Raw genomic sequence first — 16741 nt, forward strand, 5'->3', positions numbered from 1 at the left:
GATCACTGGCGGATAAAAAACCGGTTCCTCCCAGCGAGGTTTGGAGATGTTGGCGGTCAATTCCCTCATCTCCTGACCTGAGAAAAGATTAACAAACCTTTAAAAAATGAGAGAGTGAATTGACTGTGAAACTTTTCTGTTTCGCGCGTGAGGAGATGGTTCACACCGTGAAGATAAAAAAAGCCCGCGGTAAAGCGCGGGCAAGTTGGTCTAGGGAGATGTCCAAGCTTGAGGCGCTATCCGGCCTTGGTTACTGGTGGTGCGGTGTGAATTCCCACGCAAGCTTTATGTTGAACCAATGTCGTGTCGTCATCGGTTTCCGTTGAAGGAAGATCAAGTTCCGGTCCAAACCCGTCCAAAAGTGGTCGGTTAGCAGCTGCGTTTCGGACCATCAGTCTTGCCACTGTGGGTGCTGCTGCACTGGTTCCGATCAGTTTGCTCCGGGTTCCCGACGTTGTGCCTATGGACCAGATGCCGGGTTTGATGCGGCTATAATCGGTAACAGCGGAAACTTCTGGCTGTGGCCCCCATGACACATAGGAACCATCTGGAAGCTCCTTAACACCACCGGCACCCGAATAGTCTGATGGTCGCCCTGATCGCAGGACATATCCGGAAACCCGTGTTGTGCTGGGGGACGTTCCCACAGCATTGGTCGCTCCAAAGCCGGAGACGTTTGGAACCTTTGCAGGGTAACGCCTTACGGGGCTCTCGGGCGGAGTTGAGTGAGCCGCCTGTGGCAATTTCGGGGTGATCAAGTAACTCTGCCTCCCGTGGGTTTTCAGATCACTTGGATCATCGTCCCTTTGCAGCCACATCATGATGTCTTCCCCTTCATCCAGTTTTTCGGATTTGGCGGAACGCGACACTTCTACAGTCCATGTTCCGGAGGGTGCTTTTCGCGTCACGTCTCGGCGATAAATCGTTGGAATGAGCGCGATCATGATGCGCCAACGGCTTCCGCGATGTTTGTCCGCTGACATCTGGCCGATGACATCACCATTCACTTCGATTTCCTCAAATCGCCTCGGATCTCCGTCGTCCTGTCCTGAAAGATCCATGTCGGGGGAGACATCTATGCTTGTCGGGGCAGGTGCCCCCGGCCTGTCAGGCGCTGTCAGGGTGACCTTGTAGCCTGCTGGATCGAGCGTCTTAGGCAGCCAAATTTCCAGATAGCTGGATGTGCGATCATCTGGTTGCAAATGCCACTGAACCGTCAGTTTGTCTCCATCAAAGTCCTGTTCGGAAAATCGCCCATGCATGCGCGATTGAAAGTTGTTGCCAATTGGCATGACGATTTCAGTCGCCGGTTGGTCTTCACGCCGCAGTTTTAAAAGTTCCTCAATGGCGACTGCCATTTCCGAGTTTCCGTCGTGCCGACCCGCGCTCCAGCCATAGGAAAAGTTCACCACCAAAGGGAGTTCAGGGCTTTGAAAATGCTCTGCAATGCGGCGAGCGCGCTCGAAAATGTAATGCAGCGCCGAGAGCATATACATTTCCTTGCCGAAGCCTGACGTGTCCCACGCGATGGTGTTGGGCAGTTGAACACCGATAATCAGGATATCATCTTCCAGTGGATGATCAGGGAAGAGTGAGCTGTTGCCTGCAGCCAGCCCCAAAACATGCGCACCATGTGTGGTGTGGCGCATCAAGTGGGAGCCAAGTTCGTCCATGTCAGGTGCGGTTGCTTTCGCATGGCGATAAAGCTGGCGTTCATCGGATGGGAATTGCTGGCGGAGGTGATCAATTTCCGCATTCACGAATTCACGACCAAAAGGCACGCTCGCAGTTTGCGTGGCATGGCCGGACTGGAGCCAGCAGTGGCTGATCCGTGTTTTACCGTCCGTATTCAGAAATGAGCGATGAGCAAAGGGAAGGCCATCATCAATCACGCCGATGATGGCTTTGGGCTTCCGGGTAGGTGGGGTCCACTGTGATGGTGCGGTCCCCGTTTGGTAGTCGTTGACCCAGGATTCTGGGGCAACGGGAAAATTGACACGGAACCGGGGAGAGATCGCGGCAGGGCGTCGCTTGGCTCTGGTGCGGGCCGAGCCCAGCATCCGGGCGACAGTGGTGTCTTGCTGAACCCTGCGTCGCGGATCGTTCATTTGCGGATCGTGAAAAGCAAATGGCGTGATCTTCAGAGACTTGTGCTCTGGCTTCCATAAGGGTGGAAGGCGCACGCGCATTTTTTCACTATCCTCCGGCAATCCGTCTCCGTCCATAAGGGCGGTGTAATATCCGGACGGACCTTGGGCGATGGCGGGGAAGGCAAACGGGCGACCGAGTTCTTCGGAAAATACCCAACGCTCATACGGACCGGCGTAACGGTCAATCCGCTCTTCCAGAGCTCGTTTGAGATACATGATGTCACCTCAAACCTTTTGGGTCTCAGAAAGCGCTTTTCCCCACAGCCAGCTGAAATGCGGAGCTGCTGACGTTTGGAATTGACCGCAGATATGCACGCCCATTGTGCTTCCATTCTGCGTGAAGTCGAAATCGGAGAAGTCCTGATTTTGAGGCTCGTAGCGCAACTCTTCAACAGGCACGCCAGTATGGCCAGCAATGTTCAAAATCACCTTTCCGATCGCTGTTCCCAAAACTGCCCCGGCCCAGCTGTCGATGGGGTAGTGAACACCGGCAACTGTGCGATTGACTGCAATACGCTCTGCCAGACCGCGCAGCATGGCAATGCGGTTCTCCAGATCGTTAAACCCGTCCCAGCTTGTAGCCAGAGCTTCCAAAACCGTGAGAACGGCATAGGCTTCCGTTGCATGAGCTGAAGGGAAACTGCCATGACCGGGGGTCGGGATCATCGGCAAAATACGGCCGTCAATCTGGTCAGGGCGACGGACTGCAAGCGCGTGTTTGGCGATCATCGCCACGTGAGCCGCCATGACCTGCGTTGCTGTAATCAGCTCAATGGTTTTGCCGTGCTGGGCGGCATGCATCCCAAGGATCATTGCGAAATATTCGGTCGGGAAGCCGAGTTGAGACACAATTTCAGCTCCGCGGTCACCGCGCAGATCCGCATAATCTCGAACATGCGAGCATTGTTCGGCCAACAGAGCGTCTGATGGCAGTACCAGTTCCACGGCATCATGATTTTCGAAGGATAACGCGATGGACTTGGTGCCATTTGTATCCTTCGCTTCATAAGAAACCCGGCTCAGAAATTCGCTGACATAAAGCGACCCACGCACCCATGTTGCCCACCGGTCGTTATTCGCTGTGTCGTCGAATGGGAGCGGAGTACCAGCGGTTGCCACGCCCGGCATTGTCAAATGTAAAAGCCCTTCGGCTGTGGTTTGCAGGCCATGGGTGGTGACAGCCGAATAGCCGCCTGGATCTTGGGCACCAAGAAACCCGCCAATGCCGGTCATCCCTCCGATACCGCCAATTCCACCGATCCCGCCAATGCCGCCGATCCCACCAATTCCGCCATACTGAGCCATTTCGAAATTCCTTTAATCTATTTCAGCTAATTCCCGAGGCCGCCATGGCGGTTAGCGCACGGCGACCAAGCTTTTCTTGCGAAACCGGGTGGCTTCGCTCGTAATGTTGCAAACTGTAGGAAGGCCAAATTCGGAGCAGATCTTCTGCAGCAGTTCTGGCTTCGTCTTGCCTGTTCAGAAAATGCAGCGCCGTGATTTTGGCGCGGTGTGTAGAAAGATGTCGGTCGTTGGTCGCCAGTGACCGATTGGCGTAGACCAGAGCATTTTCGAAATCATCAGCAGCGATATAGGCCGTGCTTGCCAAGCTGTCGTAATAGTAGCTGAACGGATCAATCGGCGAGAGGTTGCGTGCTTGTTGATTGGAGGAAACAGCCGATTCCCCGTCATTCAGAAAGGCTTTCAGCGAACCGCGCAACAGCCAGGCAAGGCTCTCATTCGGGTTGACATCCAGTGCTGTTTCAAAACGTTTGTCGGCCGTTGAAAAATCATGCACCAGGTTGTTGTGTGTGAAGCCGTCAATGGTCAGGCTGAGACTGGATTCCGGATTTAGGTCGAGCGCTTTGGCAGTACAGTCAACAGCCAGTTGCGTGTCCCGCTTCTGGTCCATTGAATATCCCTTCATGACATTCAGGACATACCATTTCGCCAGCCACGCGTGGGTTTCGGCGAGGTTGGGCTGGCGGTTGGTCGCTTCACTCAGGAAGTCACGGGATTTCAGAAAGTCCCGCATTGTCGCCCGGTGCATCAGTCCAACGCCGGAGATCAAAAGGTTTTGGTCGGACACATCATTGAGCGGCTGCAGGCGGCTGCTGGTAATCGCTGTGTCGGAGATGGATTTGGCAACCGTGCGCGCAATATGCTCAATCTGCAATTCGGCGTCATCCAGTTGGCGCATGTTCGCGATCTGGAAATTCCGGTTCCAGAGAATTTGGCCGGATTTGGCGTCCAGAAAATCAATGTCGCAGATGATGCCGTTGGCCGAACGGCGCAAAAAACCAGTGGTGAGGTAATCAACCCCAAGTGTTTTCTGCACCTCTGTGACCAGCGTGGTCTTTTCCGCCATCGCGCGTCCGGACAAGTGGGAGATGACGCTCAAGAACCGGGAGCGAGAAAGAACCCGGCAAGCCTGTTCCCCAATCCAGTCTCCCAAGGCTTTCAGGCTTGGGTCATTCCCGAGGTGACCAAGTGGCAACATGGTGACGGACGGGCGGGGGCTGCGCAGTGTTGCTGGCGGAAGATGACCGCAAAGGGCTTCAACTTGCGCTGGATTTTCGCGAACGGAGGCCACCCACTTGCGAAAGTCCTTCTCGGCAACATTCAGATCCTCCAGAAATGCGCCATTTCGGGCATCACCGATAAATCGCAAACGCTCAAGGTCTAGTTCCACATCGGTATTGGTGGTGTGAAACAGAGTATCAAATTCACTTCCCAAAAGCTTTCGAAGGTCTGCCAAAGCCCTGCGCAGATTTTGGTGTCCACAGTCGTATCCGGAATAGCCCCACAGTGTGTTTTGCAGGAAGGTACGGGTTCGCCGCCCCATGGGAGCCGTCGCCAGAATGGCAATCAGCGCACGGTGCTTGGCTCCGCGTATTTCAATGGTGTCGCGCGCCTTTAACCGAACGGCACAGGTGCCGAACAAGGCGATTTCCAGAAATGTGGACATGATGTGTTACCCCGTTGCAACTATTAGCACCCTGCCGCAGGGGAAACAAAGGGTCTCACAGTAATTTCACAGAGGCCTCATGGCGTGCCTTGTTATGCTAAATAAAACAAAGGCTTTGAGGTGTATTTTTATGTCCCAGGGAGAGGGGATGAAAGATCTGGTCGAGTATTTTCGAAACTGGAGTTTTGAGCGTCAAAAAATAATTCGTCTGGTCGAAAGCGGGCGACTATCTGAAGACGAGCAAATGTCTGTTCTAAACATGGTATTTGTCATCGACCGCATTGGTCCATCAGATCTGGAGCCGATGGAGTAGCAGAGATCAGGCACTCAAAGATGCGCCATTTGTAATCTCTTCGGGGTCAAGACTGCCTTTGAACAAAGGCAGTCTTAACTCTTGTTGGATGTGTCGATGTTTGGCGTCGTCAAACGCTGAGGTGGCAGGCGACATGCGCCTTTTCTGCTCCGAGCTCCCGAACTGCCGGACGCTCCTGTTGGCAACGGTCTTCAGCCAAAGCGCATCTTGGGTGAAAACTGCAGCCACTTGGCTTGTTGATTGGATCCGGTATCTCACCGGAAACAATCTCGGCAGTGCGCCCAAAGGCATCAATGTGCGGGGCGGCGTCCATCAGCATCCGCGTGTAAGGGTGGTGCGGATTGTCAAAGAGAGTGTCTCGGTCTGCAACCTCGACCAAACGGCCCAGGTAAAGAACCCCGATTTGGTCGGCCATATACCGGATCACAGACAAATCGTGGCTGATGAACAGGTAGGTGAGGCCGAGTTCGCGCTGCAGGGTCTTCATCAGATTGAGAACCTGACTTTGGACCGAAACATCAAGAGCAGAAGTCGGTTCATCGCAAACAATAAACTCCGGATTGGAAGCCAGGGCCCGGGCAATGGCAATACGTTGCCGCTGTCCGCCGGAGAATTCGTGCGGAAACTTTTCCCCGTCCGATTTCGCCAATCCAACCTGATCCAGAAGTTCCTCCACACGTTTGCCGATTTCGCTCGCTGGCATGAGTTCAAATGCGCGAATTGGCTCGCCGATGATATGCTTGACCCTCCAGCGTGGGTTTAACGAGGCATATGGGCTTTGAAAGATCATCTGGATGCGTCGACGGACCGAAAGCAGGTGCTTTTGGTCCTTGATGGAGAAAAGGTCTTCTCCATCGATCAACACCTCGCCTGTGGTAGGCTTTTGAAGGCCGACAATCATCCGGCCTATTGTGGATTTGCCCGATCCACTTTCGCCAACAAGGGCAAAGGTCTTGCCCTTGGGGATCTCGAAGTCGACTGTGTCCACAGCGGTCAGAAATTTCTTTTCCTCAGCGGCCAAAAGCCGGTTGAGCCACGGCTTGGACACATCAAAAACGGCGCCGAGTTTGCGGGCGCTGATCAAGGGTGTTTCGCCGGTCATTCTGAGGCTCCAGAGGCTTCTTTTGCTTTGGCTTCGTAGGCTGGGTCGTAGAGCCAGCACGCGACTTCACTTTCATTGACCGGCTCAAGGACCGGGATGTCTTTGAAGCAGGGTGCGAACCCCTTTTCGCAGCGTGGGTTGAAGGCGCAGCCCTTCGGGATCGCCCGCAAGTTTGGCATGGCTCCGGGGATTTGGCTGAGCGTGTGCATGGTGCCCGTTGCCGATGGCGTGGAGGCCATCAAGCCGACTGTGTACGGATGGGACGGCGCACTCAAAACGTCTCGGGTCGGCCCGATTTCGGCGATCCGGCCCGCATAAAGCACGGCAACGCGATCTGTGGATTCTGCGATCACGCCCATATCATGCGTGATGAGGATGACGGCTGTTCCCCGTTCGCGGCACAGGCGTTTCAACAGTGCCATGATTTGGGCCTGAACCGAGACATCAAGCGCGGTTGTTGGCTCATCCGCGATGATCAGTTCCGGTTCGGCTGCAAGCGCCAATGAGATCACCACGCGCTGGCGCATGCCACCTGAGAATTGGTGCGGATATGCATCAATGCGCGTGGATGCAGCTGGAATGCCGACCTCTTCCAGAAGCGCGATGGCACGTGCTCGCGCTTCGGCCTGAGACAGCGGAAGGTGCGTCCGGATCGTCTGGATGAGCTGTTGGCCAACCGTCATCAGCGGATTGAGGCTGGTGAGCGGGTCCTGAAAGACCATGGCAATCTTCTTGCCACGGATCCGGCGGAGGCGCTCTTCCGGCAAATTGTCGATCCGCTCGCCGTCTAGGCGGATTTCACCGCCACTGATGCGGCCGGGTCTGTCAATCAGGCCGATGATTGCAGATCCGCACATTGACTTGCCGGCGCCACTTTCGCCGACCAGTCCGAGAATTTCCCCGGCGCGGACTTCAAAGCTGACGCGATCCACCGGACGCAAGATCCCGTTCCGGGTCGGAAACTCGACGATAAGATCGGAGACTTTTAAAAGAGGAGTATCTGTCACTGGTCTATCGCAGTTTCGGGTTCAGGATATCGCGGAGCCAATCACCAAAGAGGTTCACGGACAGCGCGAGCGCGAGAAGGGTGAGAGACGGGAACAGCAGGATCCACCATTCGCCCGACAAAATGTACTGGCGGCCCACATTGATCAGCGTTCCAAGAGACGGTTCCGTTTTCGGCGCACCCACGCCCAGAAAGCTCAAGGTGGCTTCGGCGATGATCGCCAGCGCCAGACTGATGGTCGCAATGACAAGGATTGGGCTGGTTACATTCGGCAGGATATGGCGGAGCATGATGCTCCAGCGGGTGAGGCCGATCAGATGCCCGGCCTGAACATATTCTTTTTGCCGCTCAACCATGGTGGCGCCACGGACGGTCCGTGCGAACTGAACCCACTCGGACAAGCCGATGGACAGGATGAGCACCCAAATGGCCATTTCGTCCCGCAAATCCGGTGGAATGAGGCCCTTGCCGATGCCGTAAAGCAGCATGGCAACCATGATGGACGGGAAGGTCATTTGAATATCGGCGATCCGCATGATCACACCGTCGAGCCAGCCGCCGACATACCCGGCCAGCAAGCCGAGAATGACGCCAAGCGTCATGGCGAAGAGGACAGCGACAACGCCTACGAACAGGGAAACCCGAAGGCCGAACAGGATTGTCGACAGAACATCGCGGCCCTGATCATCTGTTCCAAGCAGGAAGTAGTCGCCCGTAAACTCGTTCGCAGCAAACGGCTTGGAAAAGCCGTTCATGAGATTGAGGCTCGCCGGATCGAACGGCGTATAGGGCGAGATCAGCGGCGATAATACAGCCCCGAGAACCAACAGAATGAAGGTCAGCGAGGAAACGATGATCACCGGTGAGCGTTTATAGGAATGCCAGATGTCGGATTGCATCCAGCGTTGCCAGAAGGTGGTCGCAACGGCTTCGGTGAATTCAGGCCGCGCCGATGCGCCTTTGGTGGTTTGAGTGTCCATGATGCCTCTTGACCTCAGTTGTTGCTGACACTGAGCCGCGGGTCGATCGTGAAGTAGAGCAGATCGACGATGAGGTTGATGGTGACGAAGATGACGGCAACCAGCAGCAGATAGGCCGACATGACCGGAATATCGACGAAGTTCACCGCGTTGATGAACAGCAAGCCGACACCGGGCCACTGGAAGACGCTTTCTGTGATGATTGCAAAGGCGACGATTGAGCCGAACTGAAGACCCGTCACGGTGATCACCGGAACGAGCGTGTTCTTCATGGCATGGCCAAAATTGATCGTCTTCTGGCTAAGGCCGCGAGCCCGGGCAAAGCGGATGTAGTCCGCGCGCAGGACTTCAAGCATTTCGGAGCGTACGAGACGCATGATAAGCGTCATCTGATAAAGGCCCAACGTGATCGCCGGAAGGATCATCGACTTGAAGCCACTCCAGGTCAAAATCGCAAGATCGACCCCGAAGAGGCTGCCGGTGTCGCCGCGCCCGAACGAAGGCAGCCAGCCAAGGTTTACCGCGAACAGCCAGATCAGGAAGACACCGATCAGGAAGGTGGGCAGGGAAACGCCGATGAGGGAAGCTGTCATGATGAAATTTGCGACATAGCCATCTCGTCGGATGGCCGTGTAAACCCCTAAGAAGAAGCCTAGGGTCATCGCAATCACACCGGACAGGAAGGCGAGTTCCAGTGTTGCGGGTAGTCGGTCCATGATGACCTCGCCGACGGGCAGGCCAACTCGATAGGAAACGCCGAAATCACCGGACAGGGCGCGCCCGAAAAACCGGACATATTGAACGACAATCGGGTCGTTAAGGCCCAGTCGTTCTTCCAGTTCAGCGCGGTCGGCAGCTGTTGCCTCCTGACCGAGCATGTTTTCCACGGGGTCGCCCATGAACTTGAACATGGCGAATGAGACAAAGCCAACGGCCATAAGCACCAAGAGTGCCTGGCCAAGGCGGCGGATAATGAAAGCAAGCATTTTTTACGCCAATCGAAAGACTGTGGCTTGTGCGACAGTCTGCTAGGGTCTTCCGATAAACCACCGGCTTATACTTACCGGTCGAACAAAGTCCAAGACATTTGTAGGTTTAGTCCGCAAAAAACGGGTTGTTCGTCAAGCGCCACCGCCGTTTCGGTAATATTATCAAGCGCAAAACAACGTGTTCGCGCCGGTTGATAACTTTTAACCGGCGCGAACATTTACCGTTCAGGTCTTATTTGTTGACAGACATGAACTTGAAGTGTGGTTGATCTTCCGGCTGGACCGGGAAATCAATCTTGTCTGTCATGCCCCAGTTCAAGACCTGGTTGTGGATCGGCAGATAGACGTTTTCAGACTTCACCGTGTTCCAGATCTCGGCGATCGTGGCGTTCCGTGCTTCCTGATCGGTTTCGGATGCAAGGCTTTCGATCTTCGCATCGATGTCCGCGTTGGAGAAACCGGTTGCGTTCCAGGAACCGAGCTTGTCGGTCGTGGTGTGCGCCAGGAAGTTGAAGATGTACTCGGAATCGAATGTCGGTACGCCCCAGCCGAGCATATAGAAATCCGTTTCCTTGTTCTGGATCAGCGGGAAGTGCTGGGCCTTCGGCTTGGCGTCCAGGTTTACCGTGATACCGATCTGACCGAGCATGCCGACAGCAGCCTGACAGATGCCTTCATCGTTGATGTAGCGGTCGTTCGGGCAGTTCAAGGTGAGGCTGAAGCCATCGCCATAACCGGCTTCTTCCATCAATGCCTTGGCAGCGCCCACATCATAGGCCGGGTAGGCGTCCAGCTCTTCAGTCCAGCCGTTGACGAACGGAGGCATGATGACGCCGGTTGGAGCAGACTGGTCGCGCATGACGACTTTTTTGATCGCATCGCGGTTGATGGCGATGTTCATGGCCTGACGGACGCGGTTGTCTGCGAGTGGGTTTTTGCCCTCGACACTGTCGCTTGTCAGGTCATCAGCGCCCTGGTTCATACCGAAGAAGATCGTCCGGTTCTGCGCAGCGGTGTTCAGGCGCAGGCCATCGGTCTCGGAAACGTGTACAAGATCTTGAACCGGAACATCCTGAATGAGATCAACTTCGCCGGACAGCAGGGCGGACACGCGGGTCGCGCTTTCCTGAATCGGTGTGTAGATGATTTCGGTAACTTCCAGCGGGAACTGACCCTTGCCCCAATAGTTTGGGTTTTGCTTCAGGATGGTTTCGGAATCCTGCTTGCGGCTTTCAAGGGTGTAAGCGCCGGTACCGTTGACCGCCCGCACACACGGGTTGTCGCCACCATTGGCAATGTCTTGCGGGGCTTCACAGCCGTTTTCTGTCGCCCAACCGGAATCCATGATGAACAGGTTCGTCATGTTGTTCGGCAGCAGAGGGTTCGGGCCGTCGGTCTCGAAGTGAACGGTGAAATCGTCAACCTTGCGAACATCCTTGATGGAGTTCAGCAGCTCCTTCATGGCGGAGGTCGGCATCATCGCGCGCTTGAAGGAGAAAACGACGTCATCCGCGGTGAAGTCCTGACCGTCGTGGAATTTCACGCCTTCGCGCAGTTTGAATTCCCAAACGTTCGGGTTGTCGGTCGGTGCCCAGCTGGTTGCGAGCGCCGGAATGATCTTGGCTTCCATGTCGCGCTGCAGAAGCGGCTCGTACATTTGGTGCGCGAGTGTATGGGTTGGGCCTTCGTTTTGGGCATGCGGATCCAGGGTGAGGGAATCACCGGCGCGCGCCCAACGCAGTGTTTCAGCGTTTGCTGCACCAAGCCCGGCGCAAAGGGCCAGACCTGCAGCAGTCAATTTCAAAAAAGTTTTGTTCATCGATTTCCCCTTCGATTGTAGCCGGGACCGTTTATCGGCGTGATCTTATGCTGATCCCCGGCAATCTTTTTAAGGACATAGTCGCTGGCAAGATGCGTAACCGATTAAAGGTTGCAATCTGCCATGCCGTATCCTGGCCGTAACAGAGCGTTCAGCTTCATCGGAGTCAAGAGACATGTCGTTCGACAGGGGAGGTTGAGATAATATGTTTGCAAATAGGCAGTTTATGCGAATTTTTTTTCAGTTGGTTCCGGTCTGCACGACCTGACGCAAGGGACGCAAAGCCCCCCTATTGGCATCATTGCCCATACCTCAATGCAACCACTTAGCAATTTTGCGGTGTGGTGATTCTTCTGAAAATGGAGGCGATGCTGCCGTCGAGCTGTGGGAGTGGGCGAGGGGCGTAAATCTGGGAACGTCTACTTCGGACGCGGCGAAAAAATCCTGCGCCAACGAGAAAGGGTCAAACAAAGCACCATCGCACAACGGCGCTTGCAACACCGCAAACAGGCAGCCTAATATCGACAAACAGATGAGCCGGAAAATCCCTTAAACAAAGCTCATATCTGTCCAAAAGTCCCTGATGACGGACAGTAGGTGGGTTAATGCGCCCGTTTGGTGGAGTGCGTCCAGCCATCAAGTTGGTCATGGACGCAATGGCCAAAGGTGGGGACTATTATTATCAGTCCGACATCAAAGCTTTTTTTACAAAAATTCCCACCGCTGGCATCGTCGCAAAAGTGCAATCCGAAACGCATGATGAAAAATTGGCCGCTCTCTTTGAGAAGGGACTTGAGGTCAATCTCGCGAACAAAGACGAGCTGCTATCTTACGCCAAGCTATTCCCTTCCAATGGAACCGGCGTTGCCCAAGGTTCCTCGCTGTCGGCCTTCGCTGGAAACGTCCTCTTGTTCGACTTTGACCATCAACTAAACGACATGGGCGTGACGGCGGTCCGATATATTGATGATTTACTCATTGTGTCTGGTTCAGAACGGTTATTGGACCAAGCAATAGTGTTCAGCGAAAAGCACCTCAGCTCGTTTGGTTTCTCGCTCTATCCCGCTGTGGCCGGCTCAGACAAAGCCGCACGTGGTGAATGTAAGACAGGGTTCAATTTCTTGGGCTGCACAGTCCAGACGAACCGATGCGTACCAAGCTCAGCGTCTAGGGTCAAAACCCATTGAAGTCGTTGTTTTCAGTTAGTAATTCTATTTAATGGGCCAAACCAATAACTGCAATGGGTTTCCCAAGGGCCGAGTGCACTGAGAGTTGCTAAGTAGATAACACTGATTCACATACTGTTAAATATAAGGCAAATCGTTTGATTGGTTGGAATGATTTGTAGGAGGGGCGAAGTATGCTTATTGGGCCCAATAGTGCACACGACGTTTTCGAGAGCGAACGCAAAAAATCAAGTGTGCCTAATACAGCTGAGATTTTTGGAAATCTGTTGCAAGATTTGACTCGAGAACTAGGGTTAAGCCGCCCAGAAGTCATATCTAAACAGGAAGTAAAAGAGATCGTGGATAATAAAGAAGCGCAGAATATGTACTTGATTGATCACAAAGAGCGGACAAATTCGGAAGCGCGCGTCCAAAATATTCAAAACAATAAGCGATATGTAGATAATATACCTCCGAAACAATGACTTGGGGGCAATTCCCATTGAAATCATTGATTTGATGTAGCAAATCAGATTCAAGGTTCCAAAATATGTGATTTGGAGGCTTGTATGGGACATCTGTTTTGGCTGTCGGATGAGCAATGGGCAACGATCGAGCCACTTCTGCCGAGGAACATAGGGGGCGCTCGCAGGGTCGATGACCGCAGGGTGATTTCAGGCATCATCCATGTTCTCAAAGTGGGATGCCGCTGGTGCGATTGCCCGTCAGCCTATGGGCCTTCGACGACGATCTACAACCGCTTCAACCGCTGGTCTCGCAAACGGTTCTGGACCGATCTGGTCGAGACGCTGGCAACGTCGGGCGCGGTGACCAAAAGCACCTCCATCGACAGTACCTACGTCAAGGCGCATCGCTCGGCCCACGGCGGTAAAGGGGGGCGAAAAATCAGGCGGTCGGGCCGTCGCGGGGTGGGCAAACCACAAAAATCCATGCTCTTACCGACGTGATCGGCCGTCCTTTTGCGTTCCTGCTGACTGGCGGCAATGCCGCAGACACTCCGGTTGCGCCTCATCTGCTGGCAGGCTTGAAGGGAGCAAGGTACCTGCTCGCTGACAAGGGATACGATGCCAACAGCTTGCGCAGACATCTGCGCCAGCGCGCAATCGTCCCGGTCATTCCTGGCCGCTCAAACCGTAAACGCGCCATCCGCTATGATACCGAACGCTACAAGAACCGCCATCTCATCGAAAACGCCTTCTGCCGCCTGAAGGATTTCCGCCGGGTCGCAACCCGCTACGACAAACTCGCCAGAAACTTCCTGTCCGCTGTAGCCATCGCAACACTCGTTGCATTCTGGTAATGAATGTGTCTGAACCCTAGGAAGAAATTGAGCTCCGATGTCAGCGAGACGATATCCGACTCAAAAAAGGGCATCAACGAACTGATACAACAAGGAAAGCCCTTCAATCCGAAGCACTCGCGTAGTGCCACACTACACACCTTGGGGAAAAAGATATTCGGTTGGCAAAAATCTTTCGCATTCTGCACCGATGCACAGGCATTCAAGCTTGTGGATGCAGATGTTGCTGGAAAGGTGCGAGACTACGAGCAATGGGTTCAGAGAAAAACAAGTGGGCTGCCTCATGATAAGCTCATGCCCATTTTGGGAATTCCCATCACCGAACTGCTTTTCAAAGCCGACGTCGCCAAACGTAAAACCAAGTAGAGCAATCTATCGTATCCAAGCGCACGCTGTTAAAACCCAGAACGCGACCCCGGGTGTTATTTGACTATCAGATTTAGAATACTGGAAAAAAGTGGAATTTAGCGGGAATTGGTGTTGATTTTCACTGAGAACTGACCCGGTATTTTCACCGAGAATTGACCCACCTTTAGTTATGCGTCGTGGTCTATGACGCGGTCAATGTTGGGGTCTCCTTTCTAGTTTTCTTTGTATCCTTGGAACTGGCTTTGAAGCGGTAGCTGTCGTTGCCTGTTTCCAAGATGTGGCAGCGGTGCGTGAGGCGGTCTAAGAGAGCGGTGGTCATCTTTGCATCTGTGAAGACCTGCGCCCATTCTGAGAAGCTACGGTTGGTTGTGATGATGACGCTTGTGCGCTCGTAGAGCTTGCTGAGCAGGTGAAAGAGCAGTGCCCCACCTGATGAACTGAACGGCAGGTAACCGAGCTCATCCAGGATGACCAAGTCGACTTTGGTCAGCATATCAGCGATTTTCCCAGCCTTGCCAATCGCTTTTTCTTGCTCCAGTGCATTGACCAGCTCCACTGTTGAGAAGAACCGAACCTTGCGCCTGTGGTGTTCGATCGCCTGAACGCCGATTGCTGTGGCGGTGTGGCTTTTGCCCGTGCCGGGCCCACCGATCAGAACGACATTCTCGGTGTTTTCGATGAACTCACACCGGTGTAACTGCCGGACTTTCGCTTCGTTAATTTCACTGGACGCAAAATCAAAGCCGGTGAGGTCTTTGTATGCAGGGAAGCGGGCGACCTTTGTGTGGTAAGCGATGGATCGAACCTCTCGTTCCGCCATTTCAGCCTTGAGCAGCTGTGATAACATCGGGGTCGCGGCTTCAAAGGCTGGGGCACCTTGGGCGACCAGGTCTTCGACGGCATTTGCCATGCCATAGAGCTTGAGGCTGCGCAGCATGATGACGATAGAGGCTCCGGCTGGGTCATGACGCATGGCGCTTCTCCCCAGCCTGTCTCAGGCCATCGTAACGATTTAGATTTGCCTCGGGCGTGGTTTGCAATGCCAAGGCGTCCGGTGGGTCGACTTCTGGATGTTCCGTCGGCTTACGGTCGATCAACCGGTGTAGAAGGTTCAGGATATGCGTCTTGGTTGGCACACCCGCTTCCAGCGCCTTGTCCACGGCGCGTAACACGTCCTCTTCGTTATGCTGCAGAACCAATGAGAGGATGTCGACCATTTCCCTGTCACCCCCCTCCTTGCGTAACATGCGTTCCTGCAGCCGTTGGAAGGCTTCCGGCATCTCGGTGAAGGGCGCGCCATTGCGAAGGGCGCCAGGTTTGCGCTGAATGACAGCAAGATAGTGCCGCCAGTCATAAACAACCTTGCCTGATTTGCGGCAGGACCGATCAATGAGCCGTGCATGTTCACAAACTGTTTGCCCTTCGGCCACAACGACCAGTCGGTCAGGGTAGACATGCAGGCTGACACGGCGGTTCGCAAAGCTGGCGGGCACGCTATACCTGTTGCGTTCGAATGTGATCAGGCATGTGGGAGACACTCGCTTGCTATGTTCGATAAATCCATCGAAGGCCGGCGGCAGAGCCATCAGCATTGGCTTCTCAGCTTTCCACACATCGGCGAGAGACCCCGGCAAGGCTTTGTGCGGCGTCTCCGCCCAAAGGGCGATGCACCGATCTTCAAGCCATTGGTTCAGTTCAGCCAGATCTGCAAGGACGGGCATGACCTGCCAAAGCCGATTGCGCGCGTCCTGGACGTTCTTCTCGACCTGGCCTTTCTCCCAACCTGAAGCCGGATTGCAGAACTCAGGCTCAAAGACGTAGTGGCTAGCCATCGCCTTGAAACGGACGTTGATGTCCCGCTGCTTGCCTTTGCCGACGCGATCAACCGCTGTCTTCATATTGTCATAGATCCCTCGGCCAGGAACGCCGCCAAACACGCGGAACGCGTGCCAATGGGCGTCAAACAGCATCTCGTGCGTTTGCAGCAGGTAAGCCCGGACCAAAAACGCCCGACTGTGTGACAACTTGATATGCGCGACCTGAAGCTTCAGTCGCTCGCCGCCAATATTGGCCCAGTCTTCACTCCAATCAAACTGGAAAGCTTCGCCGGGCTGGAAGATCAGAGGCACAAATGTGCCGCGCCCTGTCGTCTGTTCCGCCCGCTGCCGGTCCGCACGCCACGCACGGACAAAGGCCGCCACACGTTCATAGGAGCCATCATACCCTAACTGCACCAGATCCACGTGCATCTGTTTGACGGTTCGACGCTCTTTGCGCGACTTGCGCGTCTGGGCCACAAACCAAGAAGACAAACGGTCCGCATACGGATCAAGTTTGGTTGGTCGCGGCGGGGTTTTGAACTTCGGCTCAACAATGCCCTCGCGCAGATACTTCTTCACCGTGTTGCGAGATAAACCCGTGCGACGGGAAATCTCTCTGATTGGCATTTTGTCACGCAATGCCCAGCGTCGAATGACACTCAAAATCCCATGTCGATCACTCCATATCCCCCGAGCCAAAAACGTCGGGGTAGTGTGTTCACATGGGTCAGTTCTCAG

Annotated in this window: 15 protein-coding genes; 5 read left to right on the plus strand and 10 right to left on the minus strand. The window is 54.4% G+C overall.

Annotation, left to right across the window (positions count from 1 at the left end; translation table 11 throughout):
- Positions 1-236: 236 nt before the first annotated feature.
- Genes TRICHSKD4_RS02240 through TRICHSKD4_RS30530 form a run of 3 tightly spaced genes read right to left on the minus strand, consistent with a single transcriptional unit; the run spans position 237 to position 5118 of the window.
- On the minus strand, positions 237-2366 hold the full coding sequence (locus TRICHSKD4_RS02240; RefSeq protein ID WP_009465766.1) for a hypothetical protein: 2130 nt from the start codon (positions 2364-2366) through the stop codon (positions 237-239).
- Positions 2367-2375: 9 nt separating this feature from the next.
- Entirely contained in the window at positions 2376-3455 is a 1080-nt protein-coding gene (locus TRICHSKD4_RS02245) for a phosphatase PAP2 family protein (RefSeq protein WP_009465767.1), read from the minus strand.
- A 22-nt stretch (positions 3456-3477) separates the two neighbouring features.
- Complete coding sequence (locus tag TRICHSKD4_RS30530; RefSeq protein WP_009465768.1) at positions 3478-5118, minus strand: hypothetical protein; 1641 nt, start codon at positions 5116-5118, stop codon at positions 3478-3480.
- A gap of 148 nt (positions 5119-5266) precedes the next feature.
- Between TRICHSKD4_RS30530 and TRICHSKD4_RS30535 the strand changes: the two genes are divergently transcribed.
- Positions 5267-5431, plus strand: a complete 165-nt coding sequence (locus TRICHSKD4_RS30535) for a hypothetical protein (RefSeq protein ID WP_009465769.1) — start codon at positions 5267-5269, stop codon at positions 5429-5431.
- A 109-nt stretch (positions 5432-5540) separates the two neighbouring features.
- On the opposite strand, the gene TRICHSKD4_RS02260 is transcribed toward TRICHSKD4_RS30535, so the two are convergent.
- The 5 genes from TRICHSKD4_RS02260 to TRICHSKD4_RS02280 form a co-directional block, all read right to left on the minus strand.
- Positions 5541-6533 (minus strand): ABC transporter ATP-binding protein, encoded by a 993-nt coding sequence (locus tag TRICHSKD4_RS02260; RefSeq protein ID WP_009465771.1) that lies wholly within the window; start codon positions 6531-6533, stop codon positions 5541-5543.
- Positions 6530-7540, minus strand: coding sequence for an ABC transporter ATP-binding protein (locus TRICHSKD4_RS02265; RefSeq protein WP_009465772.1), 1011 nt, complete (start codon positions 7538-7540; stop codon positions 6530-6532). Before TRICHSKD4_RS02265 ends, TRICHSKD4_RS02260 begins: the two co-directional genes overlap by 4 nt.
- 4 nt (positions 7541-7544) lie before the next feature.
- Entirely contained in the window at positions 7545-8519 is a 975-nt protein-coding gene (locus TRICHSKD4_RS02270; RefSeq protein WP_009465773.1) for an ABC transporter permease, read from the minus strand.
- Between the two features lie 14 nt (positions 8520-8533).
- A complete protein-coding gene (locus TRICHSKD4_RS02275; RefSeq protein WP_009465774.1) occupies positions 8534-9505 on the minus strand; it encodes an ABC transporter permease in 972 nt (323 codons plus the stop codon).
- Between the two features lie 235 nt (positions 9506-9740).
- Positions 9741-11327, minus strand: a complete 1587-nt coding sequence (locus TRICHSKD4_RS02280; protein ID WP_009465776.1) for an ABC transporter substrate-binding protein — start codon at positions 11325-11327, stop codon at positions 9741-9743.
- Between the two features lie 647 nt (positions 11328-11974).
- Here TRICHSKD4_RS02280 and TRICHSKD4_RS02285 point away from each other — a divergent pair.
- The 4 genes from TRICHSKD4_RS02285 (at position 11975) to TRICHSKD4_RS02305 (ending at position 14180) form a co-directional block, all read left to right on the plus strand.
- The gene (locus TRICHSKD4_RS02285) at positions 11975-12514 is read left to right on the plus strand and encodes a reverse transcriptase domain-containing protein (protein ID WP_247642767.1); all 540 of its coding nucleotides are present in this window, start codon (positions 11975-11977) and stop codon (positions 12512-12514) included.
- Between the two features lie 173 nt (positions 12515-12687).
- The gene (locus TRICHSKD4_RS02290) at positions 12688-12978 is read left to right on the plus strand and encodes a hypothetical protein (RefSeq protein WP_040615985.1); all 291 of its coding nucleotides are present in this window, start codon (positions 12688-12690) and stop codon (positions 12976-12978) included.
- 84 nt (positions 12979-13062) lie between these two features.
- A protein-coding gene (locus TRICHSKD4_RS28825; protein WP_085979596.1) for an IS5 family transposase occupies positions 13063-13814 on the plus strand; the annotation gives its coding sequence in 2 pieces (ribosomal slippage) (positions 13063-13399 and positions 13399-13814; 753 coding nt in all).
- Positions 13815-13841: 27 nt separating this feature from the next.
- Entirely contained in the window at positions 13842-14180 is a 339-nt protein-coding gene (locus tag TRICHSKD4_RS02305; protein WP_139051927.1) for a hypothetical protein, read from the plus strand.
- A gap of 184 nt (positions 14181-14364) precedes the next feature.
- Here TRICHSKD4_RS02305 and istB read toward each other — a convergent pair whose 3' ends face one another.
- Positions 14365-15156 carry an IS21-like element helper ATPase IstB gene (istB, locus tag TRICHSKD4_RS02310; RefSeq protein ID WP_009465782.1) on the minus strand — a complete coding sequence of 264 codons (792 nt, stop codon included), beginning with the start codon at positions 15154-15156 and terminating at the stop codon, positions 14365-14367.
- Positions 15146-16669 (minus strand): IS21 family transposase, encoded by a 1524-nt coding sequence (istA, locus tag TRICHSKD4_RS02315; RefSeq protein ID WP_256377384.1) that lies wholly within the window; start codon positions 16667-16669, stop codon positions 15146-15148. The genes istB and istA overlap by 11 nt, the downstream gene beginning before the upstream one ends.
- Between the last annotated feature and the right edge of the window lie 72 nt (positions 16670-16741).

It is taken from the genome of Roseibium sp. TrichSKD4 (assembly GCF_000148725.1).
Taxonomy (GTDB): domain Bacteria; phylum Pseudomonadota; class Alphaproteobacteria; order Rhizobiales; family Stappiaceae; genus Roseibium.